General features: G+C 60.3%; 26 protein-coding genes. 20 read left to right on the top strand and 6 right to left on the bottom strand.

Going from position 1 to position 26,918, the window contains the following annotated elements:
- The first annotated feature begins 38 nt into the window (after positions 1 to 38).
- Positions 39 to 2,483, top strand: a complete 2,445-nt coding sequence (locus KW848_RS11610) for a penicillin-binding protein 1A (protein ID WP_218536890.1) — start codon at positions 39 to 41, stop codon at positions 2,481 to 2,483.
- A gap of 268 nt (positions 2,484 to 2,751) precedes the next feature.
- Here the strand turns inward: KW848_RS11610 and KW848_RS11605 are convergent, their stop codons facing one another.
- From KW848_RS11605 to rpmE, 3 genes are all read right to left on the bottom strand, one after another.
- The gene (locus KW848_RS11605) at positions 2,752 to 4,020 is read right to left on the bottom strand and encodes a malic enzyme-like NAD(P)-binding protein (RefSeq protein ID WP_008149557.1); all 1,269 of its coding nucleotides are present in this window, start codon (positions 4,018 to 4,020) and stop codon (positions 2,752 to 2,754) included.
- A gap of 183 nt (positions 4,021 to 4,203) precedes the next feature.
- Complete coding sequence (locus tag KW848_RS11600; protein WP_218536889.1) at positions 4,204 to 5,004, bottom strand: thermonuclease family protein; 801 nt, start codon at positions 5,002 to 5,004, stop codon at positions 4,204 to 4,206.
- A 14-nt stretch (positions 5,005 to 5,018) separates the two neighbouring features.
- Positions 5,019 to 5,249 carry a 50S ribosomal protein L31 gene (gene rpmE / locus KW848_RS11595; RefSeq protein ID WP_008080648.1) on the bottom strand — a complete coding sequence of 77 codons (231 nt, stop codon included), beginning with the start codon at positions 5,247 to 5,249 and terminating at the stop codon, positions 5,019 to 5,021.
- A gap of 368 nt (positions 5,250 to 5,617) precedes the next feature.
- On the opposite strand from rpmE, the gene KW848_RS11590 reads away from it, so the two are divergent.
- The 10 genes from KW848_RS11590 to KW848_RS11545 all read left to right on the top strand — a co-directional run bounded on the left by KW848_RS11590 (position 5,618) and on the right by KW848_RS11545 (position 18,656).
- Entirely contained in the window at positions 5,618 to 7,837 is a 2,220-nt protein-coding gene (locus tag KW848_RS11590; RefSeq protein ID WP_218536888.1) for a primosomal protein N', read from the top strand.
- Positions 7,838 to 8,058: 221 nt separating this feature from the next.
- Complete coding sequence (gene argS, locus KW848_RS11585; RefSeq protein WP_218536887.1) at positions 8,059 to 9,795, top strand: arginine--tRNA ligase; 1,737 nt, start codon at positions 8,059 to 8,061, stop codon at positions 9,793 to 9,795.
- 1 nt (position 9,796) lies between these two features.
- Positions 9,797 to 10,504 (top strand): SPOR domain-containing protein, encoded by a 708-nt coding sequence (locus KW848_RS11580; RefSeq protein WP_111449375.1) that lies wholly within the window; start codon positions 9,797 to 9,799, stop codon positions 10,502 to 10,504.
- Positions 10,505 to 10,794: 290 nt separating this feature from the next.
- On the top strand, positions 10,795 to 11,325 hold the full coding sequence (gene hslV, locus KW848_RS11575; RefSeq protein WP_007899242.1) for an ATP-dependent protease subunit HslV: 531 nt from the start codon (positions 10,795 to 10,797) through the stop codon (positions 11,323 to 11,325).
- A gap of 55 nt (positions 11,326 to 11,380) precedes the next feature.
- Positions 11,381 to 12,721: an ATP-dependent protease ATPase subunit HslU gene (gene hslU, locus KW848_RS11570; RefSeq protein ID WP_218536886.1), complete on the top strand. Its 1,341-nt coding sequence runs from the start codon at positions 11,381 to 11,383 to the stop codon at positions 12,719 to 12,721.
- Between the two features lie 119 nt (positions 12,722 to 12,840).
- Complete coding sequence (locus KW848_RS11565) at positions 12,841 to 13,218, top strand: gamma-butyrobetaine hydroxylase-like domain-containing protein (RefSeq protein WP_008025216.1); 378 nt, start codon at positions 12,841 to 12,843, stop codon at positions 13,216 to 13,218.
- 257 nt (positions 13,219 to 13,475) lie between these two features.
- Positions 13,476 to 15,155 carry a class II poly(R)-hydroxyalkanoic acid synthase gene (gene phaC, locus KW848_RS11560; RefSeq protein WP_111449377.1) on the top strand — a complete coding sequence of 560 codons (1,680 nt, stop codon included), beginning with the start codon at positions 13,476 to 13,478 and terminating at the stop codon, positions 15,153 to 15,155.
- A 155-nt stretch (positions 15,156 to 15,310) separates the two neighbouring features.
- Entirely contained in the window at positions 15,311 to 16,165 is an 855-nt protein-coding gene (phaZ, locus tag KW848_RS11555) for a poly(3-hydroxyalkanoate) depolymerase (protein WP_218536885.1), read from the top strand.
- Between the two features lie 128 nt (positions 16,166 to 16,293).
- Complete coding sequence (gene phaC / locus KW848_RS11550; protein ID WP_218536884.1) at positions 16,294 to 17,976, top strand: class II poly(R)-hydroxyalkanoic acid synthase; 1,683 nt, start codon at positions 16,294 to 16,296, stop codon at positions 17,974 to 17,976.
- Between the two features lie 59 nt (positions 17,977 to 18,035).
- Entirely contained in the window at positions 18,036 to 18,656 is a 621-nt protein-coding gene (locus tag KW848_RS11545) for a TetR/AcrR family transcriptional regulator (protein WP_008149531.1), read from the top strand.
- 176 nt (positions 18,657 to 18,832) lie between these two features.
- On the opposite strand, the gene KW848_RS11540 is transcribed toward KW848_RS11545, so the two are convergent.
- The 3 genes from KW848_RS11540 to KW848_RS11530 all read right to left on the bottom strand — a co-directional run bounded on the left by KW848_RS11540 (position 18,833) and on the right by KW848_RS11530 (position 20,621).
- Positions 18,833 to 19,663 carry a phasin family protein gene (locus KW848_RS11540; protein ID WP_218536883.1) on the bottom strand — a complete coding sequence of 277 codons (831 nt, stop codon included), beginning with the start codon at positions 19,661 to 19,663 and terminating at the stop codon, positions 18,833 to 18,835.
- 10 nt (positions 19,664 to 19,673) lie between these two features.
- Positions 19,674 to 20,096, bottom strand: coding sequence for a phasin family protein (locus tag KW848_RS11535; RefSeq protein WP_074872868.1), 423 nt, complete (start codon positions 20,094 to 20,096; stop codon positions 19,674 to 19,676).
- Positions 20,097 to 20,345: 249 nt separating this feature from the next.
- Entirely contained in the window at positions 20,346 to 20,621 is a 276-nt protein-coding gene (locus tag KW848_RS11530) for a polyhydroxyalkanoic acid system family protein (RefSeq protein ID WP_111449381.1), read from the bottom strand.
- A gap of 154 nt (positions 20,622 to 20,775) precedes the next feature.
- Here KW848_RS11530 and ubiE point away from each other — a divergent pair, with 154 nt between their 5' ends.
- The 9 genes from ubiE (at position 20,776) to KW848_RS11485 (ending at position 26,843) form a co-directional block, all read left to right on the top strand.
- Entirely contained in the window at positions 20,776 to 21,546 is a 771-nt protein-coding gene (gene ubiE, locus KW848_RS11525; protein WP_007948968.1) for a bifunctional demethylmenaquinone methyltransferase/2-methoxy-6-polyprenyl-1,4-benzoquinol methylase UbiE, read from the top strand.
- Positions 21,546 to 22,169: an SCP2 domain-containing protein gene (locus tag KW848_RS11520; protein WP_218536882.1), complete on the top strand. Its 624-nt coding sequence runs from the start codon at positions 21,546 to 21,548 to the stop codon at positions 22,167 to 22,169. Before ubiE ends, KW848_RS11520 begins: the two co-directional genes overlap by 1 nt.
- Positions 22,166 to 23,770, top strand: a complete 1,605-nt coding sequence (gene ubiB, locus KW848_RS11515; RefSeq protein ID WP_218536881.1) for a ubiquinone biosynthesis regulatory protein kinase UbiB — start codon at positions 22,166 to 22,168, stop codon at positions 23,768 to 23,770. The genes KW848_RS11520 and ubiB overlap by 4 nt, the downstream gene beginning before the upstream one ends.
- A 90-nt stretch (positions 23,771 to 23,860) precedes the next feature.
- Positions 23,861 to 24,262 carry a phosphoribosyl-AMP cyclohydrolase gene (gene hisI, locus KW848_RS11510; protein ID WP_192409890.1) on the top strand — a complete coding sequence of 134 codons (402 nt, stop codon included), beginning with the start codon at positions 23,861 to 23,863 and terminating at the stop codon, positions 24,260 to 24,262.
- A complete protein-coding gene (locus KW848_RS11505) occupies positions 24,255 to 24,587 on the top strand; it encodes a phosphoribosyl-ATP diphosphatase (RefSeq protein WP_007899279.1) in 333 nt (110 codons plus the stop codon). The genes hisI and KW848_RS11505 overlap by 8 nt, the downstream gene beginning before the upstream one ends.
- Before the next feature lie 25 nt (positions 24,588 to 24,612).
- A complete protein-coding gene (locus KW848_RS11500; protein WP_008149519.1) occupies positions 24,613 to 24,885 on the top strand; it encodes a twin-arginine translocase TatA/TatE family subunit in 273 nt (90 codons plus the stop codon).
- A gap of 10 nt (positions 24,886 to 24,895) precedes the next feature.
- The gene (tatB, locus tag KW848_RS11495) at positions 24,896 to 25,348 is read left to right on the top strand and encodes a Sec-independent protein translocase protein TatB (protein ID WP_111449385.1); all 453 of its coding nucleotides are present in this window, start codon (positions 24,896 to 24,898) and stop codon (positions 25,346 to 25,348) included.
- Positions 25,345 to 26,139: a twin-arginine translocase subunit TatC gene (gene tatC, locus KW848_RS11490; protein WP_218536880.1), complete on the top strand. Its 795-nt coding sequence runs from the start codon at positions 25,345 to 25,347 to the stop codon at positions 26,137 to 26,139. Before tatB ends, tatC begins: the two co-directional genes overlap by 4 nt.
- Positions 26,136 to 26,843 carry a 16S rRNA (uracil(1498)-N(3))-methyltransferase gene (locus KW848_RS11485; RefSeq protein WP_218536879.1) on the top strand — a complete coding sequence of 236 codons (708 nt, stop codon included), beginning with the start codon at positions 26,136 to 26,138 and terminating at the stop codon, positions 26,841 to 26,843. The genes tatC and KW848_RS11485 overlap by 4 nt, the downstream gene beginning before the upstream one ends.
- Positions 26,844 to 26,918 lie beyond the last annotated feature (75 nt).

The following is a 26,918-nucleotide window of genomic DNA, read 5'->3' as shown; positions in this document are numbered from 1 at the left end:
ATGCCTAATTCATTCTTTGCCCTGGATGTCCAAAAGCCTTGATTCGTCTGCTGAAATTTTTCGGATGGTCCATCGTCGCCGTTTTCTGCGGACTGCTCCTCGGTCTTAGCGGCGCCTTTCTCTACCTTAGTCCGGGTTTACCATCCGTGGAGGCTCTGAGAAGCATCCAGTTGCAGATTCCTTTGCGGGTCTACAGCAGCGACAACAAGCTGATCGCAGAATTTGGCGAAATGCGCCGCACACCGATCCGGTTCGCCGACATTCCCCCCAATTTCATTAATGCGTTACTAAGTGCTGAAGATGACAACTTCGCCAATCACTACGGTGTCGACCCCAGCAGCCTGATGCGCGCGGCCACCCAGTTGGTAAAAAGCGGACACATTCAGTCCGGCGGCAGCACCATCACGATGCAGGTGGCGAAGAACTTCTTCCTGACCAGCGAACGCAGCTTCTCGCGCAAAACCACCGAAATTCTCCTGGCCCTGCAGATTGAACGGCAGCTGACCAAGGACGAGATTCTTGAGTTGTACGTCAACAAGATCTACCTGGGCAACCGCGCCTACGGCATCGAGGCCGCCGCGCAGGTTTACTACGGCAAGTCGATTCGTGATGTCAGCCTGGCGCAGATGGCGATGATCGCCGGCCTGCCGAAAGCCCCTTCGCGCTTCAACCCGCTGGCCAATCCGGCCCGCAGCAAGGAACGTCGCGACTGGATCCTTGGGCGCATGTACAAGCTCGGCAAAATCACCGAGGCCGACTACACCACCGCGATCAACGAGCCGCTGAACGCCAGTTATCACGTGCCGACCCCGGAAGTGAACGCACCGTACATCGCTGAAATGGCCCGCGCCGAAATGGTCGGCCGTTATGGCAGCGACGCCTATACCGAGGGTTTCCGCGTCACCACCACGGTACCGAGCAACCTGCAGGAAATGGCCAACACCGCAGTCCACGAAGGGTTGATGACCTACGACCAGCGTCATGGTTATCGCGGACCGGAGTCGCGCCTGCCGGGCAAGACTCGCGAGGCCTGGACAATCGAGCTGACCAAGCAGCGCACCATCAGCAGCCTTGAACCTGCCATCGTCACCCAGGTCGACAAGACCGGCCTGCAAGTGATGACCCGTACCGGTGACGAACACGTCGGCTGGGACAGCATGAAATGGGCGCGTCCGTTCCTGAACACCAACAGCATGGGCGCCAATCCGAAGCAGCCTTCGGACGTTGCGCAGGTCGGCGACCTGATTCGTGTGCAGCGCCAGCCGGACAACTCGCTGAAATTCAGCCAGATCCCGCAGGCTCAGGGCGCGCTGGTTTCCCTCGATCCGCAGAACGGTGCCATTCGCTCCCTGGTCGGTGGCTTCGCCTTCGAGCAGAGCAATTACAACCGCGCCCTGCAGGCCAAGCGTCAGCCGGGCTCGAGCTTCAAACCGTTCGTCTACAGCGCCGCATTGGATAACGGCTACACCGCCGCCAGCCTGGTGAACGACGCACCGATCGTGTTCGTCGACGAATACCTGGACAAGGTCTGGCGGCCGAAGAACGACACCAACACCTTCCTCGGTCCGATCCGTCTGCGCGAAGGGCTGTACAAGTCGCGCAACCTGGTGTCGATCCGTCTGGTGCAGGCGCTGGGCGTTGATCGCACCATCGACTACATCAGCAAGTTCGGCTTCAACAAGCAGGACCTGCCGCGCAACCTGTCGCTGGCCCTGGGCACCGCGACGCTGACGCCAATGGAAATCGCCACCGGCTGGAGTACTTTCGCCAACGGCGGCTACAAGATCACCCCCTACATCATCGAGAAAATCGAAAGCCGCAATGGCGACACGCTGTTCGTCGCCAACCCGTCGAGCGTCCCGAAAGGCAACGTCGCCACTGACGGCATCGCCGCTCCTGTCGCGGCCAGCGCCTTCACCGTCAACGCAACCCCGGGCGAAGCCCTGACTGCCCAGCCAGCGCCACAAACGCCGGCCGTGGCCGAGCGCATCATCGATGGTCGCACCACTTTCATCCTCAACAGCATGCTCGAGGACGTCATCAAACTCGGCACCGGTCGCCGCGCCCTGGCCTTGGGCCGCAGCGACATTGCGGGCAAGACCGGTACCACCAACGAGTCCAAGGACGCCTGGTTCTCCGGGTACAACGCCGATTATGTGACCACTGTCTGGACCGGTTTCGACCAGCCTGAAAGCCTGGGTCGCAAGGAGTTCGGCGGTACCGTCGCCCTGCCGATCTGGATGAACTACATGGGCGCCGCACTCAAAGGCCTGCCGCCCCATACGCAGCCAGAGCCGGAAGGCATTCTCAGCCTGCGAGTCGACCCGATCAGCGGCCGTGCAGCCACCCCAGGCACGCCAGGCGCCTACTTCGAGCTGTTCAAGGCCGAAGACACGCCACCGTCAGCGAACGAACTGGGCAACGGCACTGCGCCGGGCAGCCCACTGCCTGCGGATGAAGCGGCACCGATCGATTTGTTCTGATCGCCTGACGCTGCAAAAAGCCCCGCCTTCGAAAGAAGAGCGGGGTTTTTTTGTATCTGTAATTTCTACACCGCCTGTGATGGCCTCTTCGCGAGCAGGCTCGCTCCCACATTTGACCGATGTGTACATGAATCCCGAGTACACCCAAATTCACTGTGGGAGCGAGCCTGCTCGCGAAGAGGCCATCACTACCGCTGCAAAACCCGCAGACGAAAAAAAGCCCCGACTCAATAAGAGCCGGGGCTTTGTGTTGAAGCGCTACAACGACTTAGCCGTTGAACACGTCATCCACGCTTTTGAGCGGGTAGTTCTTCGGATACGGCAGGGTCGCTACGCCGGTCTCGATCGCAGCCTTGGCCACGGCATCGGAGATCACGGTGATCAGACGAGCATCCATTGGTTTCGGAATGATGTACTCACGACCGAATTCCAGTTTGATGCCGCCGTAGGCGTCGCACACTTCCTGAGGAACCGGCAGCTTGGCCAGTTCGCGCAGGGCGTTGGCCGCAGCCACTTTCATTTCTTCGTTGATGCGCTTGGCGCGAACGTCCAGGGCACCACGGAAGATGAACGGGAAGCCCAGCACGTTGTTGACCTGGTTCGGGTAGTCCGAACGGCCGGTCGCCATGATCACGTCGTCGCGGGTGGCGTGAGCCAGTTCCGGGGCGATTTCCGGATCAGGGTTCGAGCACGCGAACACGATCGGGTTGGCCGCCATGGATTTCAGGCCTTCAGCGCTCAGCAGGTTCGGGCCGGACAGGCCAACGAACACGTCCGCGCCTTTCAGGGCGTCGGCCAGCGTGCGTTTTTCAGTCGAGTGAGCGAAAACAGCCTTGTACTGGTTCAGGTCGTCACGGCCGGAGTGGATCACGCCGGTACGGTCAACCATGAAGATGTTTTCGATGTTGGCACCCATGCTCACCAGCAATTTCATGCAGGAGATGGCAGCAGCACCGGCGCCCAGGCAGACGATCTTGGCGTCAGCCAGGGTTTTGCCAGCGATTTCCAGGGCGTTGATCATGCCGGCCGCAGTCACGATCGCGGTGCCGTGCTGGTCATCGTGGAATACCGGAATGTCGCACTGCTCGATCAGAGCGCGTTCGATCTCAAAGCACTCAGGTGCCTTGATGTCTTCCAGGTTGATGCCACCGAAGGTGATGGAGATGCGCTTGACGGTGTCGATGAAGGCTTGCGGGCTTTCGGAGTCGACTTCGATGTCGAATACGTCGATGCCGGCGAAGCGCTTGAACAGCACGCCTTTACCTTCCATTACTGGCTTGGAAGCCAATGGGCCGAGGTTACCCAGGCCGAGAATTGCGGTGCCATCGGAAATGACTGCAACCAGATTGCCCTTGCCGGTGTACTTGTAGGCGAGTTCAGGGTCGCGGGCGATTTCGCGGACTGGTTCGGCTACACCGGGGCTGTAAGCCAGCGACAGGTCGCGGGCGGTAGCGGTGGCTTTGGTGAGCTCGACGCTCAGCTTCCCTGGACGAGGATGGGCATGATATTCGAGAGCGGCAGTTTTCAAATCAGACATAGGGGCATTCCGCTTTTTACTGTGGGACAGACGGACCGCCGAGGATACTCGTGTCGCAAAGTCCCTACAAGACTGACCGGTCACCCCTGTCAAGCGCCCGGTCCTACGACTTTGGACCAAGAGCCGCGGAACACAAGGGATTGACTGTTCACAATCGACAGAATAAATGTCTACAATTTTTTATCACTGTTCCATCTGAAGCATTGCCGGGTCGGTCAACGGCAAAAGCCAGCGCGCCTGCCCTTCTTTCAGTCCGCCACGCCGTGAACGGTCCAGCACCCAGCCACGGGCCTCGATCTGCCTGCCCTTCAGCCGCTCGAGATTCGCCACATCGAACTGCCCCAGCAAATTGGGTGCAACACGCAGTACAACTGAATCCTGTAACTCGATCCAAACCCCACCGCGATTGCGCTGAACCTTGCTCACACGACCGCTGAGCACAGCGAAACCGGACGTGTTGATTTGCTCCGCTTTCAGCACAGGGGATTGACGCCACAACCCGAGTCCGACCTGACGGGCGCTGTGTTCCGCCGCTTGCTGGCAGTCGACCAGATCGACATTCGGCGCGACCGCCACCTGGAAACCGAGCCCTTCAGCGAGCATCTGCGCTTCAAGGTTGGCGCCATCGGCGCTGTAGACATGGGCCAAGGTGCGGCCGTAATGGTCTTTGCTTTCTTTACCGGGCAGTAAGCCGACCCGCCCGTCGCTGGCAGCCACCAGTGCTTCCAGGCGTTGGCGTGCCGCCACTGCGAACGGCTCGTCGGAGCGGCCTTTCTTGCCCAGCTCCGGCGTATTCAACCCGATCATGCGCACGCTGCGGCCATCGCTCAGGCGCAGCGTGTCACCATCCACCACCCGCTGCACCACAACGGATGTCAGCCCGCTCGGCGCCGGGCAGAAGGCCTGGGCACCGGAAAGCCAAATCGCAGACACAAAAAAGGCGCCCGCGAGGGACGCCTTTTTCATCAGCAAGGTAAAGCCCATGGGGCTTTGCAACCTTACTCTGCAGCAGCAGGAGCTTTCTTGCCGAAAGCACCGAAACGGTCTGCGAAGCGCTGTACACGGCCGCCAGTATCCAGAGTCTTCTGCTTACCGGTGTAGAACGGGTGGCACTCGTTGCATACGTCAGTACCCAGTGGCTTGCACAGGTTCGAACGAGTTTCGAACTTGTTGCCGCAGCTGCAAGTTACTTCGATGGTTTCGTACGCTGGATGGATATCGGCTTTCATGGTGTATTCCTCAGGCTAGTGTGCCGCCACTCAACACTATTGTTGAATACCGCACATAATTAGGCCGCGGATTCTACCAGACCTTTGCGATCACGCAAGCTGTCCCTTACACCAGTCGTCTGCTAGGCTCCCGACCCAAAGCGCCGTCCCTGTTGGAGCGAACTGTGGCGAGGGGATTCATCCCCGTTGGGTCGCGAAGCGGCCCTGAACCTGTGATCACGGTGTTTCAGAAAAACCGTATTCACCTGGTTTGCGACTGCTTCGCAGCCGAACGGGGCGGTGCGACGTTTCGCTGAATCCCCTCACCACAGTTAGCTCCCACAGGTGGCAGCCCCGCTGTTTATTTCCTGCTTATCGAGATCCCCCGCGTGCCCGACGCCATTTTGCGCCTCGCCCTGCCTTCGCCCCTGCGCCGCCTGTTCGATTACCGTGCCCCGGCCGGGATCCTGCGTGCCCAGTTGCAGCCAGGCATGCGCCTGCGGGTGCCGTTCGGCCGACGGGAGATGATCGGGATTCTGGTGGAGGTGACCGACACCAGTGAAGTGCCGGTAGAAAAGCTCAAGCCGGCCCTGGCCCTGCTCGATGCTACGCCGCCTCTGCCGCCAGCGCTGTTCAAACTGTGCCTGTGGACGTCTCAGTATTACCAGCACAGCCTCGGCGACACCTTGAGCTGGGCGCTGCCGGTACTGTTGCGACAAGGCGAACTGGCTGAAGCGCGGCAGGAACGCTTCTGGTCCGCCGCGCCCGGCGCCAGCCTTGATGACCCGCGCATCGCTCGCGCCCCGCGTCAACGGGAGGCCCTGGCGACCCTGGCCCAACATCCCCACGGCGTCGCCCATCAGTTGTTGAGCAAACTGATGCTGAGCAAGGACAGCCTGGATTTGCTGCTGGCCAAGGATCTGGTACACGTCGAAATCCGCAAACACGCCCCCGACGCCCGCCACGAACACTGGCTGGCGCAGCCGGAACTGCCGCTCAACCCGGAGCAACGTGCGGCCTATGAGGCGATTCGCGCCGGGTTCGACAGTTATCACGCATTCCTGCTGGCCGGCGTCACTGGCAGCGGCAAGACCGAAGTCTATTTGCAGCTGATCCGCGAAACCCTCGAGGCAGGCAAACAAGCGCTGGTGCTGATCCCGGAGATCAACCTCGGCCCACAAACCCTGGCGCGCTTCGAGCAGCGCTTCAATGCACGCATCGCGCTGATCCACTCGGCGGTCAATGACCGCGAGCGCCTTGAAGCCTGGCTCGCTGCCCGGGACGGTGACGCCGACATCATTATCGGCACCCGCTCGGCACTGTTCACGCCAATGAAGAACCCCGGCCTGATCATCATCGATGAAGAGCACGACGGTTCCTATAAACAGCAGGAAGGCCTGCGCTATCACGCCCGCGACCTGGCATTGGTGCGCGCACGCCAGGAAAACATCCCGATTGTCCTCGGCTCCGCCACGCCTTCGCTGGAAAGCCTGCACAACGCCTACACCGGCCGATACGGGCTCTTACGCCTGAATGAGCGCGCCGGCGGCGCCAAGCAACCGCGATTCCTGCGCCTGGACGTAAAAAGCCGCCCACTGGACAGCGGCATTTCCGGACCGATGCAGCAGGCCATCGGCCAGACGCTGGCCGCTGGGCAACAAGTGTTGGTGTTCCTCAACCGTCGCGGTTTTGCGCCCACGCTGCTCTGCCATGACTGTGGCTGGATGTCCGAATGTCAGCGCTGCGATGCACGCATGACCGTGCACCAGCGCTCCGGCGAACTGCGCTGCCACCATTGCGGCTACGTCGAGCGCGTCCCTCGGCATTGCCCGAAATGCGGCAAGGTCGATTTAAGGCCAGTCGGCGCTGGCACCGAGCGCGCCGAAGAACGATTGGGGATTTTGTTTCCCGACGTCCCGGTGCTGCGGGTCGACCGCGATAGCACTTCGCGTAAAGACGCCATGAATCAACTGTTCGCGACCATTCAGAAGGGCCAGCCCTGCATTCTGGTCGGCACGCAAATGCTTGCCAAAGGGCACCACTTTCCACGGGTGACGCTGGTGTCGATTCTCGATGCCGACGGCGGGCTGTTTTCCGGCGACTTCCGCGCCAGCGAGCGCATGGCGCAGTTGATCGTCCAGGTGGCCGGGCGCGCGGGCCGGGCTGAAGAGCCGGGCAAAGTGATCATCCAGACGCACCTGGCCGACCATCCGCTGCTGGTGCAATTGACTGAACAGGGCTATTTCGCCTTTGCCGAACAGGCGTTGAGCGAACGTCGCTCGGCGGGTCTCCCGCCGTTTGCGCACTTGGCGCTGCTGCGGGCCGAAGCGCACAAACCGGGGCAAGCTGAAGGTTTTCTTGATGAGGCGTGCAGCGAGGCCGAGCGTTTGCTGGCCGAACAGCACCTGACCGGGATTGAACTGCTAGGGCCGGTGCCGGCACCGATGGAACGCCGGGCCGGGCGTTATCGTGCGCAGTTGTTGCTGCAAGCGACGGCCCGGGCGCCGTTGCATCGACTGTTAAGCAGCTGGCTGCTGGTGTTGGAACAGATGCCGAGCGGGCGGGCGGTGCGCTGGTCGCTGGATGTCGATCCTGTGGATTTGTATTGATTTTGATATCGCCATCGCGAGCAGGCTCGCTCCCACAGTGGATTTGCGGCGCTCACCCGGTCAATGTGGGAGCGGGTTTGCTCGCGAAGGCGGCCGATTTGTCACCACATATCCATAACCTGCCCGCTATAGTTGGCAAGCCCGTCTTCGCAACGGATAATGCCCAGTTTTTCCACTAGCGCATCCAGGCGCCGCCGCGCTTGCGGTCGAAAGAGAACACCATGAAAGACACCATTCGCCAGCTGATCCAACAAGCCATCACCCAACTCGTCAACGAAGGTGTGTTGCCTGAAGGCCTGTCGCCGGCGATCCAGGTGGAAAACTCCCGTGACAAGACTCACGGCGATTTCGCCAGCAACATCGCCATGATGCTGGCCAAACCGGCCGGTATGAAGCCGCGCGACCTGGCCGAGAAAATCATCGCCGCGCTGCCGGCTGACGAAAACGTCACCAAGACCGAAATCGCCGGTCCCGGCTTCCTGAACTTTTTCCAGAACACCCAGGCCCTGGCCACTCGCCTGGACGCCGCCCTGGCCGATGCCCATATCGGCGTGCGCAAGGCGGGTCCGGTGCAGCGCACTGTCGTCGACCTGTCGGCACCGAACCTGGCCAAAGAAATGCACGTCGGCCACTTGCGCTCGACCATCATCGGCGACGGCGTGGCGCGCGTGCTGGAATTCCTCGGCGACGAAGTGATCCGTCAGAACCACGTCGGCGACTGGGGCACCCAGTTCGGCATGCTGATGGCGTATCTGCAGGAAAACCCGATCACCAGCGACGAGCTGTCGGACCTGGAAAACTTCTATCGCGCCGCCAAGCAACGCTTCGACGAATCCGCAGAGTTCGCCGATCGCGCCCGCGGCCTCGTGGTCAAGCTGCAAGCCGGCGACCCGGACTGCCTGGCGCTGTGGACCAAGTTCAAAGACATCTCGCTGTCGCACTGCCAGAAAATCTACGAACTGCTGAACGTCAAACTGACCATGGCCGACGTGATGGGCGAAAGTGCCTACAACGATGACCTGATCAACGTAGTCAACGACCTCAAGGCCGCTGGCCTGCTGGTCGAGAGCAACGGCGCCCAGTGCGTGTTCCTCGACGAGTTCAAGAACGCCGACGGCGACCCACTGCCGGTGATCATCGTCAAGGCTGACGGCGGTTACCTCTACGCCACCACCGACCTGGCGGCCGTGCGTTACCGCAGCGGCAAGTTGAAGGCTGATCGCGCGCTGTACTTCGTCGACCAGCGTCAGGCCTTGCACTTCCAGCAAGTATTCCAGGTCGCGCGCCTGGCCGGCTTCGTGACGCACCCGATGGAAATGGAGCACATGGGCTTCGGCACCATGAACGGCGCCGATGGCCGTCCGTTCAAGACCCGTGACGGCGGCACCGTGAAGCTGATCGACCTGCTGACCGAAGCCCAGGAACGCGCCTACACGCTGGTGAAAGAAAAGAACCCTGCACTTGCCGAAGACGAACTGCGCAACATCGCCAAGGTTGTGGGCATTGGCGCGGTGAAATACGCCGACCTGTCCAAGCACCGCACCAGCGACTACAGCTTCAACTTCGACCTGATGCTGAACTTCGAAGGCAACACTGCGCCGTACCTGCTGTACGCTTACACCCGCGTGGCCGGCGTGTTCCGCAAACTCGGCAAGGACTTCAGCGAAGTCGAAGGCCAGATCGTCCTCGAAGCACCCCACGAGCACGAGCTGGCGGCGAAGCTCGCGCAGTTCGGCGAAGTGCTGAACAACGTTTCTGACAAAGGCACGCCGCACATCCTGTGCACCTACCTGTACGATGTCGCCGGCCTGTTCTCCAGCTTCTACGAGAACTGCCCGATCCTCAACGCCGACACCCCGGCGCAAATGCAAAGTCGTCTGCGCCTCGCCGCGCTGACCGGCCGCACTCTCAAGCAAGGCCTGGAACTCTTGGGTCTGGAAACTCTGGAGCGTATGTAAGTTGGCTGCCAAGAAAAAACCTGCACCCAAGCGTGGCGCCAGCCGTTACCAAGCTCCTGCAAAGCAACCGATCCCGGGGTGGCTGTGGATGGCCATCGGCCTGACGGTCGGCGCGTTTGTTGTGTTCCTGATGAAACTGGAACCAGGCAAGGGCAGCGAGAGCGTCAAGCGCGAGAAGATCGAGCAGCAGAAAGCCACCAAGATCGCCGAGGCCAACAAGACCCCGCCGAGCCCGACGCAACCGGTGAAGCCGAAGTACGACTTCTACACGTTGCTGCCGGAATCGGAAGTCATCGTGCCGCCGGATGCCGTGCCGGAGAAAACCCTGCCGACGCCACAAGTGCCGGCCATTCCGACGACGCCGGTTACGCCAGAGCAAGCGGCGAAGATCGATACCGCGCGGGCTCAGGCCGCACTGGCCGGGATTACCCCGCCGCCAGCGCCGCCGGTGTCCAAAGCGGCGCCAGTGACCAAGTTCTTCCTGCAGGCCGGCTCGTTCCGCAAGGAGGCTGATGCGGACAAGGTTCGGGCCCAGATCATCCTGCTCGGCCAGGCGGTGGCGGTTGAATCCGGCACCGTGAAGGACGAAACCTGGTACCGGGTATTGGTCGGCCCGTTCAGCAACCGTGAGCAACTGACCACGGCCCAGAAACAACTGGCCGGCAGCGGGTTCAGCAACCTGTTGTTACAACAACGCCAAAGCCGCTGACCCTTTTTTTGTGGGCACCTTAATCTGAGGTCGCCCACAAACCTGTGGTGAGGGGATTTATCCCCGTTGGGTCGCGCAGCGGCCCTCAAACCTCCACCTGCGGAGTATCAGACATACCGTGGGCACTGGTTTCGCGACTGCTCTGCAGCCGAACGGGGCGGTGCGACGTTTCGCTAAATCCTCGCCACAGTTATCGCATGCCATTCGTCCCCCACCGTTGAAATCCTCTCCACCACCCCCATATGAGTTGGCATAAGGCATTTTCGCCCCGCTGCGTGGAGACTCTCCCTTTGACCACCATCGTTTCAGTTCGCCGCCACGGCAAAGTCGTCATGGGCGGCGACGGCCAGGTTTCGCTCGGCAATACCGTGATGAAAGGCAATGCGAAGAAAGTTCGCCGCCTGTACCACGGTCAGGTGATCGCCGGTTTTGCCGGGGCCACCGCTGACGCCTTCACCCTCTTCGAGCGTTTCGAAGGCCAGCTTGAGAAACATCAGGGCCACCTGGTTCGCGCCGCTGTCGAACTCGCCAAAGAATGGCGCACTGACCGCTCCCTCAGCCGCCTCGAGGCCATGCTCGCGGTCGCGAACAAAGACGCCTCTCTGATCATCACCGGCAACGGCGACGTGGTCGAACCCGAAGAAGGTCTGATCGCCATGGGTTCCGGTGGCGGTTACGCCCAGGCCGCCGCCAGCGCGCTGCTGAAGAAAACCGATCTGTCGGCCCGGGAAATCGTCGAAACCGCCCTCGGCATCGCCGGCGACATCTGTGTATTCACCAACCACACCTTCACCATTGAGGAGCAGGACCTCGCTGAGTAAGCCTGTTTTGGCCACCACGCCACGGCTCACTTTTATCTGAGGACCGCCAATTACTATGTCCATGACTCCCCGTGAAATCGTCCACGAACTCAATCGCCATATCATCGGCCAGGACGATGCCAAGCGCGCCGTCGCCATCGCGCTGCGTAACCGCTGGCGCCGGATGCAGCTGCCTGAAGAGCTGCGCGTTGAAGTCACGCCAAAAAACATTCTGATGATCGGCCCGACCGGTGTCGGTAAAACCGAGATTGCCCGTCGCCTGGCGAAACTGGCCAACGCGCCGTTCATCAAGGTCGAAGCAACCAAATTCACCGAAGTCGGCTATGTCGGCCGCGACGTTGAATCGATCATTCGTGACCTGGCCGACGCGGCGATCAAGCTGCTGCGCGAACAGGAAATGACCAAGGTTCGCCACCGCGCCGAAGACGCCGCCGAAGAACGCATCCTCGACGCCCTGCTGCCACCGGCACGCATGGGCTTCAGTAACGACGACGCCGCACCGTCGGCCGATTCCAACACCCGCCAGCTGTTCCGCAAGCGCCTGCGCGAAGGCCAGCTGGATGACAAAGAGATCGAAATCGAAGTCGCCGAAGTGACCGGTGTCGATATCTCCGCGCCGCCGGGCATGGAAGAGATGACCAACCAATTGCAGAGCCTGTTCGCCAACATGGGCAAGGGCAAACGCAAGAGCCGCAAGATCAAGGTCAAGGAAGCACTGAAACTGGTGCGTGACGAAGAAGCCGGACGCCTGGTCAACGAAGAAGAGTTGAAGGCCAAGGCGCTGGAAGCGGTCGAGCAGCACGGCATCGTGTTCATCGACGAAATCGACAAGGTCGCCAAGCGCGGCAACTCCGGTGGCATCGACGTCTCCCGTGAAGGTGTACAGCGCGACTTGCTGCCACTGATCGAAGGCTGCACCGTCAACACCAAACTGGGCATGGTCAAGACCGACCACATCCTGTTCATCGCATCCGGTGCGTTCCACCTGAGCAAGCCGAGCGATCTGGTGCCTGAGCTGCAAGGTCGTCTGCCGATTCGTGTCGAACTCAAGGCGCTGACGCCTGAAGATTTCGAACGCATTCTCAGCGAGCCGCACGCCTCGCTCACCGAGCAATATTGCGCCCTGCTGAAAACCGAAGGCCTGGTGATCGAGTTCCAGCCGGACGGTATCAAGCGCATTGCCGAGATCGCCTGGCAGGTCAACGAGAAGACCGAGAACATCGGTGCCCGTCGCCTGCACACGCTGCTCGAGCGCCTGCTTGAAGAGGTGTCGTTCAGCGCCGGCGATCTGGCCAGCGCCCACGACGAAAAGCCGATCCTGATCGATGCCGAATACGTCAACAGCCACTTGGGCGAATTGGCGCAGAACGAAGACCTGTCCCGTTATATCCTGTAAGCCAAGCGACCCTCTGTAGGAGCACAGCTTGCTGGCGATAGCGCACTTGAGATCGCCATCGCCAGCAAGCTGTGCTCCTACAGGAGTCAGACCACGCGCCTACAGACGGACTCCAGGTCATGACCCAACTCCCCACCGACATCAAACTGCACAAAGCCTCGAAAACCCTGTCGCTGAAATATGCGTCCGGCGAGGAGCATCACCTGCCCGCCGAGTTCCTGCGCGTGCACTCTCCTTCCGCCGAGGTCCAGGGCCACGGCAAACCTATCCTGCAATTTGGCAAGATCGGCGTAGGCCTGACCAAGGTCGAACCGGCCGGTCAGTACGCACTGAAATTGACCTTCGACGACGGCCACGACAGCGGCCTGTTCACCTGGGAATATCTGTACCAGCTGGGCGTGCGCCAAGAGGATCTCTGGAACGATTATCTTGCCGAACTCAAAGCCGCCGGAAAGACCCGCGATCCGAATGAATCCGTCGTCAAGCTGATGCTCTAGCTCAGGCCTTTCGCTCATTAGAAGGCATTTTCTAATTCCATCTGTTTGAATGCTCCGCTTTCGGGTCAACGATTGGCCCGCTTGCGAAAAAAATTAAACTCGGGTAACCAATGGAGCTGGCAAGGTACCTGCAGTGCTCTCTGAACTAAAAAGCAGCGATGCAGAATTAACGGTCACCCGAGCAGTAGTACCTGGCATTTGCTGTGGACTGCACAGCTGGACCCAGGTATTCGTCTCAGGACAATGGAGCGTCGTAGATGAGTAACAAGAATAACGATGACCTGAAAGTTCAGGCCTCGGAAAATACCTTGGGGCTGAATCCGGTCGTTGGACTGCGTAGAAAAGATCTGTTGGGCTCTGCCCGAATGGTGCTGACCCAGGCCATCAAACAACCGATTCACAGTGCAAAGCATGTCGCTCATTTCGGTATCGAACTGAAGAACGTGCTGTTCGGCAAATCCGCGCTGCAACCGACAAGCGATGACCGTCGCTTCTCCGATCCGGCCTGGAGTCAGAACCCGCTCTACAAACGTTATTTGCAAACTTACCTGGCGTGGCGCAAGGAGCTCCACGACTGGATCGGCGAAAGCAACCTCTCGCCCAAGGACGTCGCACGCGGGCATTTCGTGATCAACCTCATGACCGAAGCCATGGCCCCGACCAACAGTGCGGCCAACCCGGCGGCGGTCAAGCGCTTCTTCGAGACCGGCGGCAAAAGCCTGCTCGACGGCCTCTCCCATCTGGCCAAGGATCTGGTGCACAACGGCGGCATGCCGAGCCAGGTCAACATGGGCGCGTTCGAGGTCGGCACGAGCCTGGGCGTCACCGAAGGCGCGGTGGTGTTTCGCAACGATGTGCTGGAGCTGATCCAGTATCGTCCGACCACCGAGCAGGTGCACGAGCGCCCACTGTTGGTGGTGCCACCGCAGATCAACAAGTTCTATGTTTTCGACCTGAGCCCGGACAAGAGCCTGGCGCGTTTCTGCCTGCGCAACAACATGCAGACGTTCATCGTCAGCTGGCGCAACCCGACCAAGGAGCAGCGTGAGTGGGGTCTGTCGACCTACATCGAAGCGCTCAAGGAAGCGGTCGACGTGGTCACCGCGATCACCGGCAGCAAAGACATCAACATGCTCGGCGCCTGCTCCGGCGGCATCACCTGCACTGCCCTGCTGGGCCACTACGCCGCGCTCGGCGAGAACAAGGTCAACGCCCTGACGCTGCTGGTCAGCGTGCTGGATACCACCCTGGACAGCGACGTGGCACTGTTCGTCGACGAACAGACCCTCGAATCCGCCAAACGCCACTCTTATCAGGCCGGCGTACTGGAAGGCCGCGACATGGCGAAAGTTTTCGCCTGGATGCGCCCCAACGACCTGATCTGGAACTACTGGGTCAACAACTACCTGCTGGGCAACGAGCCGCCGGTGTTCGACATCCTGTTCTGGAACAACGACACCACACGGTTGCCCGCAGCGTTCCACGGCGACCTGATCGAGATGTTCAAGACCAACCCATTGATCCGCCCCGACGCACTGGAAGTGTGCGGCACACCGATCAATCTGAAGCAGGTCACTGCCGACATCTACTCCCTGGCCGGAACCAACGACCACATCACCCCGTGGAAGTCCTGCTACAAGTCGGCACAACTGTTCGGCGGCAAGGTTGAATTCGTGCTGTCCAGCAGCGGGCATATCCAGAGCATTCTGAACCCGCCGGGCAATCCGAAATCGCGCTACATGACCAGCACCGAGATGCCGGTCAAGGCCGAGGACTGGCACGAAAACTCCACCAAGCACACCGATTCCTGGTGGCTGCACTGGCAGGCATGGCAAGCCGAGCGTTCCGGCAAGCTGAAGAAGTCTCCAAGCAGTTTGGGCAACAAGGCTTATCCAGCAGGTGAAGCTGCACCCGGCACTTATGTGCATGAGCGATAACTGACACACCTCGCCCTCCTGTGGGAGCGGGCTTGCTCGCGAAAGCGATTGATCATTCAACAGTGATGTCGACTGACCTGACGCATTCGCGAGCAAGCCCGCTCCCACAGGGGATCGAGGGTGAAATTGAGACAGTGACCCACAGGGCCTGAAGCATGCCGCAACCGTTCATATTCCGTACCGTCGACCTGGATGGCCAGACCCTCCGCACGGCAGTACGCCCCGGCAAGCCTCACTTGACGCCCTTGCTGATTTTCAACGGCATCGGCGCCAACCTGGAGCTGGTGTTTCCGTTCGTCGCGGCGCTGGACCCGGACCTGGAAGTCATCGCCTTCGACGTCCCTGGTGTCGGCGGTTCGTCGACGCCAAAGCGACCGTATCGCTTTCCGGGCCTGGCGAAACTCACGGCGCGGATGCTCGACTATCTCGACTACGGGCAAGTCAACGTAATCGGCGTGTCGTGGGGTGGCGCCCTCGCCCAGCAGTTCGCTTACGACTATCCCGAGCGCTGCAAGAAACTCGTTCTGGCGGCCACGGCGGCTGGCACGGTGATGGTGCCGGGCAAGCCGAAAGTCCTGTGGATGATGGCCAGCCCACGACGCTACATCCAGCCGTCTCACGTGATTCGCATTGCGCCGATGATCTATGGCGGTGCATTCCGTCGCGATCCGACCCTGGCCGCCAGCCATGCCGCCAAGGTCCGCTCGGCAGGCAAACTCGGTTACTACTGGCAGCTGTTCGCCGGCCTCGGCTGGACCAGCATTCACTGGTTGCACAAGATCCACCAGCCAACCCTGGTACTGGCCGGTGACGACGATCCACTGATTCCGTTGGTCAACATGCGGTTACTGGCCTGGCGGATTCCCAACGCCCAATTGCACATCATCGATGACGGGCATCTGTTCTTGATTACCCGGGCCGAAGCAGTGGCACCGATCATCATGAAGTTTCTCCAGGAAGAACGTCAGCGTGCCGTGATGCATCCGCATCCGGCGCCATTGGGCGGCTAATCGGCCCTGGCTTTTGTTACAAAAAGGGGTCGGGAAGACGCAGTGCCGCGCAACAATCCGCAACAGCGTCTATGGTGTTCTGGTTCGGTGTAACTGTATTTGGCCTGAAGACGAAGGAGTGTTGATTCATGCGCGAAAAACCAGCGAGGGAATTTTTGCCCACTCCCGCCGCGTTCATTAATGCGCAGAGTGCGATTTCCGGTTTGCGTGGGCGGGATCTGTTTTCCACCCTGCGCAGCGTTGCCGCCCATGGATTGCGCAACCCGGTGCACACAGCCCGACACGCCTTGAAGCTGGGCGGTCAACTGGGCCGCGTACTGCTGGGCGAAACCCTGCACCCGACCAACCCGCAGGACAATCGCTTTGCCGACCCGGCGTGGAGCCTCAATCCTTTTTATCGCCGCAGTTTGCAGGCTTACCTGAGCTGGCAGAAGCAGGTCAAACACTGGATCGACGAGAGCAACATGACCCCGGACGATCGCGCCCGCGCGCACTTCGCGTTCGCCTTGCTCAACGACGCCATGGCACCGTCCAACAGCCTGCTTAATCCGCTGGCGATCAAGGAGATCTTCAACTCCGGCGGCAACAGCCTGGTGCGAGGCATCAGCCACCTGGTCGACGACTTCCTGCACAACGACGGTCTGCCCAGACAAGTCACCAAACAAGCTTTCGAGGTCGGCAAAACGGTCGCCACCACTACGGGCTCCGTGGTGTTTCGCAATGAGCTCCTGGAGTTGATCCAGTACAAACCCATGAGCGAAAAGCAGTATTCCAAACCGCTGCTGGTGGTGCCGCCACAGATCAACAAGTACTACATTTTCGACTTGAGCCCGCACAACAGCTTCGTCCAGTTCGCCCTGAAGAACGGCCTGCAAACCTTCATGATCAGCTGGCGCAATCCAGATGTGCGTCATCGCGAATGGGGGCTGTCGACGTACGTCGAAGCCGCGGAGGAAGCGATGAATGTGTGCCGGGCGATCACCGGTGCTCGCGAGGTCAACCTGATGGGCGCCTGCGCGGGCGGACTGACCATTGCCGCCCTGCAAGGCCATTTGCAGGCCAAGCGGCAACTGCGGCGAGTGTCCAGCGCGACCTACCTCGTGAGCCTGCTCGACAGTCAGATGGACTCGCCGGCTACCCTGTTCGCCGACGAACAGACGCTTGAAGCGGCCAAGCGTCGCTCCTATCAGAAAGGCGTGCTGGACGGCCGCGACATGGCCAAGGTCTTCGCCTGGATGCGCCCCAACGATTTGATCTGGAGCTATTTCGTTAACAACTACTTGTTGGGCAAGGAGCCGCCAGCGTTCGACATCCTCTACTGGAACAACGACAACACACGGTTGCCGGCAGCCTTGCATGGCGACTTGCTGGACTTCTTCAAACACAACCCGATGAGTCATCCGGGGGGTCTGGAAGTGTGCGGCACACCGATCGACTTGCAGAAAGTCACCGTCGACAGCTTCAGCGTCGCGGGCATCAACGACCACATCACCCCGTGGGATGCGGTGTACCGCTCGACCCTGCTGCTGGGTGGCGAGCGGCGCTTCGTGCTGTCCAACAGCGGTCATGTGCAGAGCATTCTCAACCCACCCTCAAACCCGAAAGCCAACTTCGTCGAGAGCACGAAGCTGAGCACTGACCCACGGGCCTGGTACTACGACGCCAAGCCAGTCAGCGGCAGTTGGTGGACTCAGTGGCTGGGCTGGATTCAAGAACGTTCAGGCGCGCTGAAAGAAACCCATATGGCGCTCGGCAACCAGAACTATCCACCGATGGAAGCGGCACCCGGCACTTATGTGCGCGTGCGCTGACTGACAACGAACCACGGCCGGCGCCGGCCGTGGCATGACTCGACCATTAAGAAGACTGGATGAAAACCCGCGACCGGATTCTCGAATGTGCTTTGCAGTTGTTCAATCACAAGGGCGAGCCGAACGTCTCCACCATGGAAGTGGCCAACGAAATGGGCATCAGCCCGGGCAACCTCTACTACCACTTCCACGGCAAGGAGCCGTTGATTCTCGGACTGTTCGAGCGCTTCCAGGCCGAACTGGCGCCCCTGCTCGATCCACCGGCCGATGTGGAGCTGGCACCGGAAGATTATTGGCTGTTCCTGCACCTGATCGTCGAGCGCCTGGCCCATTACCGGTTTCTGTTCCAGGACCTGTCGAACCTCGCCGGGCGCTTGCCGAAACTGGCCAAGGGCATACGCAACCTGCTCAATGCGCTGAAGCGCACACTGGCTTCGTTGCTCGCACGATTGAAGGCTCAGGGGCAATTGGTCAGCGATACCCAGGCGTTGGGGCAACTGGTGGAACAGATCACCATGACGCTGCTGTTCTCGCTGGACTATCAGCGGATTCTTGATCGCGAGGGAGAGGTGAGATTGGTGGTGTACCAGATCATGATGCTGGTGGCGCCGCATTTGTTGCCGCCGATCAAGGTCGCGACGGAGCAGATGGCCCTTCAATACCTCGAAGAACACGAGTAACCCCTGTAGGAGCTGAGCTTGCTCGCGAAAGCGGTTTATCATTCAAAAATGATGTCGACTGACCCACCGCTTTCGCGAGCAGGCTCGCTCCCACAGTGGATCTGTGGTGTTCATTAATCCGCGCATAAAAAAACGCCCGACCTTCGCAGGCCGGGCGGTTTCTTGAGCCCTGAAAATCAGGACTGACTGGTTGGCGTCGAAGGAGCTGGCGCGACAGTCGGGGTTACAGCAGGGGTCGGCGCAGTCGCGGAGTTCGATGCACTGACCGGAGCTGGGGTTGCCGGTTTGGCGGCAGCTACTGCTGGTTTTGGTGCAGCTGCTTTCGGCGCTGCCGGCTTTTTCACCGCTGGCTTCTTCGCCGCGACAGGTTTGGCCGCTGGCTTGGTAGCGGGTTTGGCCGCTGCAGTTTTGGCAGCCGGTTTAGCGGCTGGTTTTGCTGCTGCCTTGGCCGCTGGCTTGGCTGCTGCAGGTTTCGCCGCGGCAGTTTTGGCCGCTGGTTTGGCAGCCGGTTTAGCGGCAGCTTTAGCCAGTGGTTTGGCAGCGGACTTCGCTGCAGGTTTGGCCGCCGCGGTTTTCGCCGCAACAGGCGCCACCTTGGCACCAGTGAGTTTCTCGATTTGCTTGGTCAGGGTATCGACCTTGCTGTGCAGTGCTTTGACTTCATTGCGGCTCGGTACACCCAGGCGCGAAATGGCGCTGTTTAGACGCTTGTCGAAAGCCCCTTCCAGCTCATCCCACTTGCCCAGTGCGCGATCTTTCACGCCGCTGATGCGCGACTTGGCCGACGAAGCGGAGTCCTTGGCAGCATCGACTTTTTTGCCGACAGCGCTCTTGGTGAGCTTCTCGGCTTTCTCGCCGTCTTTAACCAATGTATCGAAGAGCTTGCTGCCGTCAGTGTCGATCTTCGAGTACACGCCTAAACCAGCCAGCCAGATTTTGCGGGAGTAGTCTTCGACTTTCCCGATCCACGAGCTGCCTTCTTTTTCGGTGTTCTTTTTACCAGCCATCCCGTTCTCCTTAAGATTTACGCGCGACGCGTTCGAGCAATGCCGTCAGCTCATCGAGCTTGGCAGAGAGTGTCTCAACGTCATGTTTAGACGGAATGCCGATACGATTCAAGGTACTTGCGACACGCGAGTCAAAAGCCTTCTCGACCTTGTCGAGTTGAAGTTCGACCTTGCCTTTGAAAGTGCTTACTTCACTCTTGGCTTCATCGATCTCGGCATTGGCCGCTTCAAGTTTCTCGGCAACTACTTTTTTGCCTTTCTTTTCAACAGTTTGACCAGCCTTTACCAACTCTTGAAAGTACTCGCTGCCCTCTTGGCCGACCTTGGTGTAGGCACCCAGGCCTGCCAGCCAGATCTTGCGGGCATAAGATTTAACGTCGCTCAGAGCAGTCGTCGAAGCGTCGATTTTTTTCTTCAAAATAACTTTGGCCATGGTGCACCTCACGCGCAGAAGGTTTGAGGAACTGCCCGCGAAAGCGTCGGGCTCAGGCACAAAGTAGTGAGAATAATTAGAAACGGCACCCTAACAACTGACACAAACCCTTGGTCACACCACAAAACAAATGTGGGAGCGGGCTTGCTCGCGAATGCGGTGTATCAGTCAACATCTCAGGCAACTGACAGGCTGCATTCGCGAGCAAGCCCGCTCCCACATTGATCGCATTTCACAGAAAGAATCGGATCAGACCAACGCTTTATCGAGGGCCTTTTCGATTTCCGATTTGATCATGCCGCTCATGGCCGACATCATCAGGCCCAACTCCACATCGACGCGGATCGAATCCTCGCCCACATACACCGCGCCTTTCACACCGGAACGTTTGAGGTTCAGGGTGTCGCCGGACCATTGCGGCTCCAGGCCATATTGATCGGACAGCTTCTGCGCCAACAGATCAGCCTTCTCGCGGGCCGCTTCCTTACCCAGGCCATGGGCACGTTCAACACTAATACGGGCCATCGAATGACTCCTGCTTTATGAATACTTCCCTGAAGATCTTGACCGCTACTGCGGCAAAACGTCCCGGTGGTTACCTATCTTACCTGCAGCCTTGCCAAGACAAAGCAGGCCACCGGGATTAGAATGTCCCGCATTCTCTTCTGGTGACAGCGATATGACTGATCAGCGCAAAGGCAGTGATGCCGAACCCACCACTCACTTCGGTTTCAAAAACGTTCCGGAAAGCCAAAAAGCGGAAAAAGTCGCTGAGGTATTCCACTCGGTAGCCGCCAAGTACGACTTGATGAACGACCTCCTGTCGGGCGGCATGCACCGTCTGTGGAAGCGTTTCGCGATCGAGCTGTCGGGTGTTCGCACCGGTAACCGCGTGCTGGATATCGCCGGCGGCACGGGCGACCTGACCAAGAAGTTCTCCCACCTCGTTGGCCCGACCGGCCAGGTCGTGTTGGCCGACATCAACGAATCCATGCTCAAGGTCGGTCGTGACCGCCTGTTGGATCTGGGTGTGGCCGGTAACGTCGAATTCGTTCAGGCCGACGCTGAAAAGCTGCCGTTCCCGGACAACCATTTCGACTGCGTGACCATCGCTTTCGGCCTGCGCAACGTTACCCATAAAGAAGACGCCCTGCGCTCGATGCTGCGCGTACTGAAACCGGGCGGCCGTTTGCTGGTGCTGGAGTTCTCCAAGCCGACCAACGCGCTGATGTCCAAAGCCTACGACGCCTACTCGTTCGCCTTCATGCCGCTGATGGGCAAGCTGATCACCAACGACTCGGAAAGCTATCGCTACCTGGCCGAATCGATCCGCATGCACCCGAATCAGGAAACCCTGAAGTCGATGATGGTCGAGGCCGGTTTCGACCGCGTGACCTACCACAACATGACCGCAGGCATCGTCGCCCTGCACCGTGGCATCAAGCCCTGATGTTGCTGGCCGGCCTGCTCGCCAGCGTTGAACTCGGTCTGAACCGGGTGCTGCGTCTCGACAGCACGGCGTTGCCGCGGCTGGGGCATTTGAGTGGCAAGGTGATTGCCGTCGACTGCCGTAGCCCGGCGCTGCAAGTGTTCATCCTGCCCAGCGACGAAGGCCTGATGCTGGCTTCCCACTGGGAAACCGGCGCCGACTGCACCTTGCGCGCACCGGCCTCCAGCCTGTTGAAACTGGCCATGAGCAAGGACAAGACGTCGGTCCTGCATGCGCCTGAAGTCGAACTCGACGGAGACAGCGGCGTGCTGCTGGAGCTGGCGGCGATCCTTCAGGACCTTGAGCTGGACTGGGAGTACGAACTCTCGCGCTGGCTGGGACCGGTCGCCACGCAACTGCTCGGCGGTCACCTGCGCAGTCGCGCACGCTGGTATCAGCAAGGGTTCGCCAGCCTGAACCAGAACCTTGGCGAGTACCTGGCCGAAGAATCGCGCACCCTCGTCGGTCAGCGCGAAGCCGAAGCCCGTTTTAGTGAACTGGACCAGATCAAACTCGATCTGGAACGTCTCGAGGCGCGTTTCGAGCGCCTCTCCCGATCCCTCGACCCAAGCGATAACGCATGAAGCTGCTTGCCGTCCGCCGTTTGTTGCGCATCCAGCGCGTTGTGATTCGCTACCGCCTCGATGACCTGTTGTTCGCCCTGCCACTGCCGTGGTTTCTGCTGGCGCTGCGCTACGCCTTGCCGTGGCGCTGGTTCCCGCGCAAGACACTGGACCTGAGCCGCGGCGCGCGATTGCGTCTGGCGTTGCAGGACCTGGGACCGATTTTCATCAAGTTCGGGCAAATCCTGTCCACCCGCCGCGATTTGCTGCCCGAAGACATCGCCGATGAGCTGATGAAGCTGCAGGACCGCGTGCCGCCGTTCGACTCGCAAGTGTCGGTCAATCTGATCGAAGAACAGCTCGGCAAAAAGATCAGCGAAGTCTTCAGCCGCTTCGACGTCGAACCGCTGGCCTCGGCTTCGGTGGCGCAGGTGCATGCCGCGCAGCTGAAAACCGGCGAAGAAGTGGTGGTCAAGGTCATCCGCCCGGGGCTCAAACCGATCATCGCGCAGGATCTGGCGTGGCTGTTCATCCTCGCCCGCGCCGCCGAAAAGCTCTCGGCCGACGCGCGCCTGCTGCACCCGGTGGACGTGGTCCAGGACTACGAAAAAACCATCTACGACGAACTCGACCTGCTGCGTGAGGCGGCCAACGCCAGCCAGTTGCGACGTAACTTCGACGGCTCGGACCTGCTCTACGTGCCACAAGTCTATTGGGACTGGTGCCGGCCAAAAGTGCTGGTGATGGAGCGCATCTACGGGATCCAGGTCACTGACCTCGCGACCCTCGCCGACCAGCGAACCGACATGAAAATGCTCGCTGAGCGCGGCGTCGAGATCTTCTTCACCCAGGTGTTCCGCGACAGCTTCTTCCATGCCGACATGCACCCCGGCAACATCTTCGTCAGCACCGTGAACCCGTGGAGCCCGCAGTACATCGCGATCGACTGCGGCATCGTCGGTAGCCTGACGCCGGAAGACCAGGACTATCTGGCGCGCAACCTGTTCGCGTTCTTCAAGCGTGATTACCGTCGTGTGGCGCAATTGCACATCGATTCGGGGTGGGTGCCGGCGGAAACCAAACTCAACGAATTCGAGGCGGCGATCCGCACCGTGTGCGAGCCGATCTTCGAAAAACCGTTAAAGGATATTTCTTTCGGCCAGGTGCTGATGCGCCTGTTCCAGACCGCCCGGCGCTTCAACATGGAAGTGCAGCCGCAGCTCGTTTTGCTGCAAAAAACCCTGCTGAACATTGAAGGCCTGGGCCGTCAGTTGTACCCGGACCTCGATTTGTGGAACACCGCCCAGCCGTTCCTCGAACGCTGGATGCGTGAGCGCGTCAGCCCCAAAGCCTTGATCGGCAACGTGCAGAGCCAGTTCGAACAGCTGCCGCACCTGGCCAACATGGCCCGCGACCTGCTCGAACGCATGTCCCAGCCCCACGCCTACGACCCGCCGCCACCGTGGCACCGCCGCAAGGACGATTGGCTGCTGCGACTGCTCGGCTGTGCGCACCTGGCCGGCGGCACGATACTCGCTGCCGGTGGGCCGCTGAACGAACTGGGTCATTGGCCGGCCGGCATCATGGTGGCGGTTGGTTTGTATCTGGTCGTTCGCCGATAGCCAGCGTCCCCGCACGCTGGCACACTGTTTCAATGCTGAATTTCACGTAGGCTTCTATTCATGAAGTGTGGGCCTGCATCGGAGTCGAAGATGAAAAACTGGCTGGACGAGATCAAGTGGGACGCCGATGGCCTTGTGCCGGCGATTGCCCAGGATCACAAGACCGGGCGCGTCCTGATGATGGCCTGGATGAACCGTGAAGCGCTGGAACTGACCGCTGCCGAGAACCGCGCCATTTACTGGTCACGTTCCCGTGGCAAGCTGTGGCGCAAGGGCGAAGAATCCGGCCACGTGCAAATCCTGCATGAGATGCGCCTGGACTGTGACGCCGACGTGATCATCCTGATGGTCGAGCAGATCGGCGACATCGCTTGCCATACCGGCCGTCAAAGCTGCTTCTACCGCGTTTTCGAAAACGGCGACTGGACAACCGTCGACCCGGTTCTGAAAGACCCGCACGCCATCTATTCCGCAGGACACAGCCATGAGTGACACTCTGACCCGTCTGGCCCAAGTGCTGGAAGAGCGCAAAGGCGCCGCCGCCGACAGCTCGTATGTCGCCAGCCTGTACCACAAGGGCTTGAACAAGATTCTGGAAAAGGTCGGCGAAGAGTCGGTCGAAACCATCATTGCCGCCAAGGATGCCGCCATCAGCGGCGACTGCAGCGATGTGATCTACGAAACCGCCGATTTGTGGTTCCACAGCATGGTCATGCTCGCCCAACTGGGGCAGCATCCACAGGCTGTACTCGATGAACTGGACCGTCGTTTCGGTCTGTCCGGACACGCCGAGAAAGCCTCGCGTCCGTCCGCCTGAACAACTATTAGAGAGGAGCAGCGACATGGGCATTTTTGACTGGAAACACTGGATCGTCATCCTGGTTGTTGTCGTGCTGGTGTTCGGCACCAAGAAACTGAAAAACCTCGGTACTGACGTGGGCGAGTCGATCAAGGGCTTCAAAAAAGCCATGAGCGATGAAGACAAGCCAGCTGATCCGACCGCAACGCCGTCCCAACCGGTACCGCCGGTTCAGCCGCAGGCCTCGGTGAATCAGCCGCACACTATCGACGTGCAGGCGCAAAAAGTCGAAGAGCCGATCCGCAAAGACGTGTGAGCACTGACTAATGTTTGGTATCAGCTTCTCTGAACTGCTGCTCGTCGGCCTCGTGGCCCTGCTGGTGCTGGGTCCCGAGCGTCTGCCGGGTGCTGCGCGCACCGCCGGCCTGTGGGTCGGGCGGTTGAAGCGCAGCTTCAACGCGATCAAACAGGAAGTTGAACGTGAAATCGGGGCCGACGAGATTCGTCGGCAACTGCACAACGAGCACATTCTGTCGCTTGAGCAGGAGGCGCGGAAGATTTTCACGCCGACTCAGCAGGAGGCCACGCCGGTTCAACCGGTTGAGCCTGTGGCGGAGCAGACGATTCATGCTCCAGTCGCTGCCGAACCTGCACCTGTTGTAGCAGCCGTTGAGCCTGCGCCCGTTGTTGCAGCAACACCGGTTGAACCTGTTACGCCTGCGGCTGCGCCTGTTGCGTCGGCCCCTCATGACCCAACACTGCCGCCGCGAGCCCCATGAGCGATCTCCCCGAAAACGACCAGCACATGCCGCTGGTTTCGCACCTCACCGAGTTGCGTACCCGCCTGCTGCGCTGTGTAGCGGCGATCTTCATCATCTTCGCCGGGTTGTTTGCCTTCACCCAGCAGATCTACACCTTCGTCTCCACGCCGCTGCGTCAGTACCTGCCCGTGGGCGCGACGATGATCGCCACCGACGTGTCGTCGCCGTTCCTGACGCCGCTGAAGCTGACGATGATGGTCTCGCTGTTCCTGGCGATCCCGGTGATCCTGCATCAGATCTGGGGCTTTATCGCGCCAGGCCTGTACAAGCATGAGAAACGCATTGCGGTGCCGCTGCTGGTGTCCAGCATCCTGCTGTTCTATACCGGCATGGCGTTCGCCTATTACCTGGTGTTCCCGCTGATCTTCAAATTCTTCGCCTCCGCCACCCCGGCCGGCGTGGAAATGATGACCGACATCAGCAGCTACCTCGATTTCGTCATGACGCTGTTCTTCGCCTTCGGCGTAGCGTTCGAGATTCCGGTGGCCGTGGTGCTGCTGGTGTGGATCGGCGTGGTCAACGTCGCTTACCTGAAGAAAATCCGCCCGTACGTGGTCATCGGCTGCTTCGTGGTCGGCATGATCCTGACGCCACCGGACATCTTCTCGCAGACACTCTTGGCCGTACCGATGTGGCTGCTGTTTGAAATCGGCATCCTGTTCGGCAGCCTGGTCAGCAAGCGTGGCGAGCACCCTGACGACCAACCGGCCGACGATCACAACGACCAGCCGCCAGCGACTCAACCGTGAACCTGCTGCTGCTCGAAGAGGCCGACTTCATTGCGGCCGACCGGGCGATCCTGCGTGATCGCCGGTTGACGCACATGCAGGAAGTCCACCGCTCGGTTGTCGGCGACAGCCTGCGGGTCGGGCGTATCGGCGGACTGATGGGCTCAGCCGAACTGCTGCGCCTGGACGCCGATGAAGCCGAGTTACGCGTCACCCTCGACCAGCCACCACCGGCCAAGCTGCCGCTGACCCTGGTGCTGGCCCTGCCACGGCCGAAAATGCTGCGCAGGGTGTTCCAGACCGTAGCGGCCATGGGTGTGCCACGAATCATTCTGGTGAACAGCTATCGCGTCGAGAAGAGCTTCTGGCAAACGCCGTTCCTGGAGCCCGAGGCGATTCGCGAGCAGTTGATCCTCGGCCTTGAACAGGCCCGGGACAGCGTGCTGCCGGAAATCGTCATCGAGAAGCGCTTCAAGCCGTTCGTCGAAGACCGTCTGCCAGCCATTACCGAAGGCACCCTCGGCCTCGTCGGCCACCCCGGCAATTACCCGCCCTGCCCTCGTGGCCTGGACGAACCGGTGACCCTGGCCATCGGCCCCGAAGGTGGCTGGATTCCTTACGAAATCGACCTGCTGGGCAAGGCCGGCCTGCAACCGGTGCAACTCGGCGACCGCATCCTGCGGGTCGAAACCGCCGTCACCGCGCTGCTCGCTCGCCTGTTCTAAGGTCAAACACGCTCCCCTGTGGTGAGGGGATTTACTCCCCCGCCCATCGTGCTGCACCTACAGATTCCCGGCTGC

Source organism: Pseudomonas sp. PDM25, assembly GCF_019219045.1.
In the GTDB taxonomy this organism is placed as follows: Bacteria; Pseudomonadota; Gammaproteobacteria; order Pseudomonadales; family Pseudomonadaceae; genus Aquipseudomonas.
This window is presented reverse-complemented; position numbering and strand designations above follow the sequence as displayed.

Coding starts and splice junctions, on each gene's coding strand:
- KW848_RS11540 (WP_218536883.1), bottom strand. CDS start 19,663: ATGGCTGGTAAAAAGAACACCGAAAAAGAAGGCAGCTCGTGGATCGGG.
- KW848_RS11535 (WP_074872868.1), bottom strand. CDS start 20,096: ATGGCCAAAGTTATTTTGAAGAAAAAAATCGACGCTTCGACGACTGCT.
- ubiB (WP_218536881.1), top strand. CDS start 22,166: ATGAAGCTGCTTGCCGTCCGCCGTTTGTTGCGCATCCAGCGCGTTGTG.
- KW848_RS11505 (WP_007899279.1), top strand. CDS start 24,255: ATGAGTGACACTCTGACCCGTCTGGCCCAAGTGCTGGAAGAGCGCAAA.
- tatB (WP_111449385.1), top strand. CDS start 24,896: ATGTTTGGTATCAGCTTCTCTGAACTGCTGCTCGTCGGCCTCGTGGCC.
- phaC (WP_111449377.1), top strand. CDS start 13,476: ATGAGTAACAAGAATAACGATGACCTGAAAGTTCAGGCCTCGGAAAAT.
- tatC (WP_218536880.1), top strand. CDS start 25,345: ATGAGCGATCTCCCCGAAAACGACCAGCACATGCCGCTGGTTTCGCAC.
- hisI (WP_192409890.1), top strand. CDS start 23,861: ATGAAAAACTGGCTGGACGAGATCAAGTGGGACGCCGATGGCCTTGTG.
- rpmE (WP_008080648.1), bottom strand. CDS start 5,249: ATGAAAGCCGATATCCATCCAGCGTACGAAACCATCGAAGTAACTTGC.
- phaC (WP_218536884.1), top strand. CDS start 16,294: ATGCGCGAAAAACCAGCGAGGGAATTTTTGCCCACTCCCGCCGCGTTC.
- KW848_RS11500 (WP_008149519.1), top strand. CDS start 24,613: ATGGGCATTTTTGACTGGAAACACTGGATCGTCATCCTGGTTGTTGTC.
- argS (WP_218536887.1), top strand. CDS start 8,059: ATGAAAGACACCATTCGCCAGCTGATCCAACAAGCCATCACCCAACTC.
- KW848_RS11530 (WP_111449381.1), bottom strand. CDS start 20,621: ATGGCCCGTATTAGTGTTGAACGTGCCCATGGCCTGGGTAAGGAAGCG.
- KW848_RS11605 (WP_008149557.1), bottom strand. CDS start 4,020: ATGTCTGATTTGAAAACTGCCGCTCTCGAATATCATGCCCATCCTCGT.
- phaZ (WP_218536885.1), top strand. CDS start 15,311: ATGCCGCAACCGTTCATATTCCGTACCGTCGACCTGGATGGCCAGACC.
- KW848_RS11545 (WP_008149531.1), top strand. CDS start 18,036: ATGAAAACCCGCGACCGGATTCTCGAATGTGCTTTGCAGTTGTTCAAT.
- KW848_RS11520 (WP_218536882.1), top strand. CDS start 21,546: ATGTTGCTGGCCGGCCTGCTCGCCAGCGTTGAACTCGGTCTGAACCGG.
- ubiE (WP_007948968.1), top strand. CDS start 20,776: ATGACTGATCAGCGCAAAGGCAGTGATGCCGAACCCACCACTCACTTC.
- hslU (WP_218536886.1), top strand. CDS start 11,381: ATGTCCATGACTCCCCGTGAAATCGTCCACGAACTCAATCGCCATATC.
- KW848_RS11600 (WP_218536889.1), bottom strand. CDS start 5,004: ATGGGCTTTACCTTGCTGATGAAAAAGGCGTCCCTCGCGGGCGCCTTT.
- KW848_RS11565 (WP_008025216.1), top strand. CDS start 12,841: ATGACCCAACTCCCCACCGACATCAAACTGCACAAAGCCTCGAAAACC.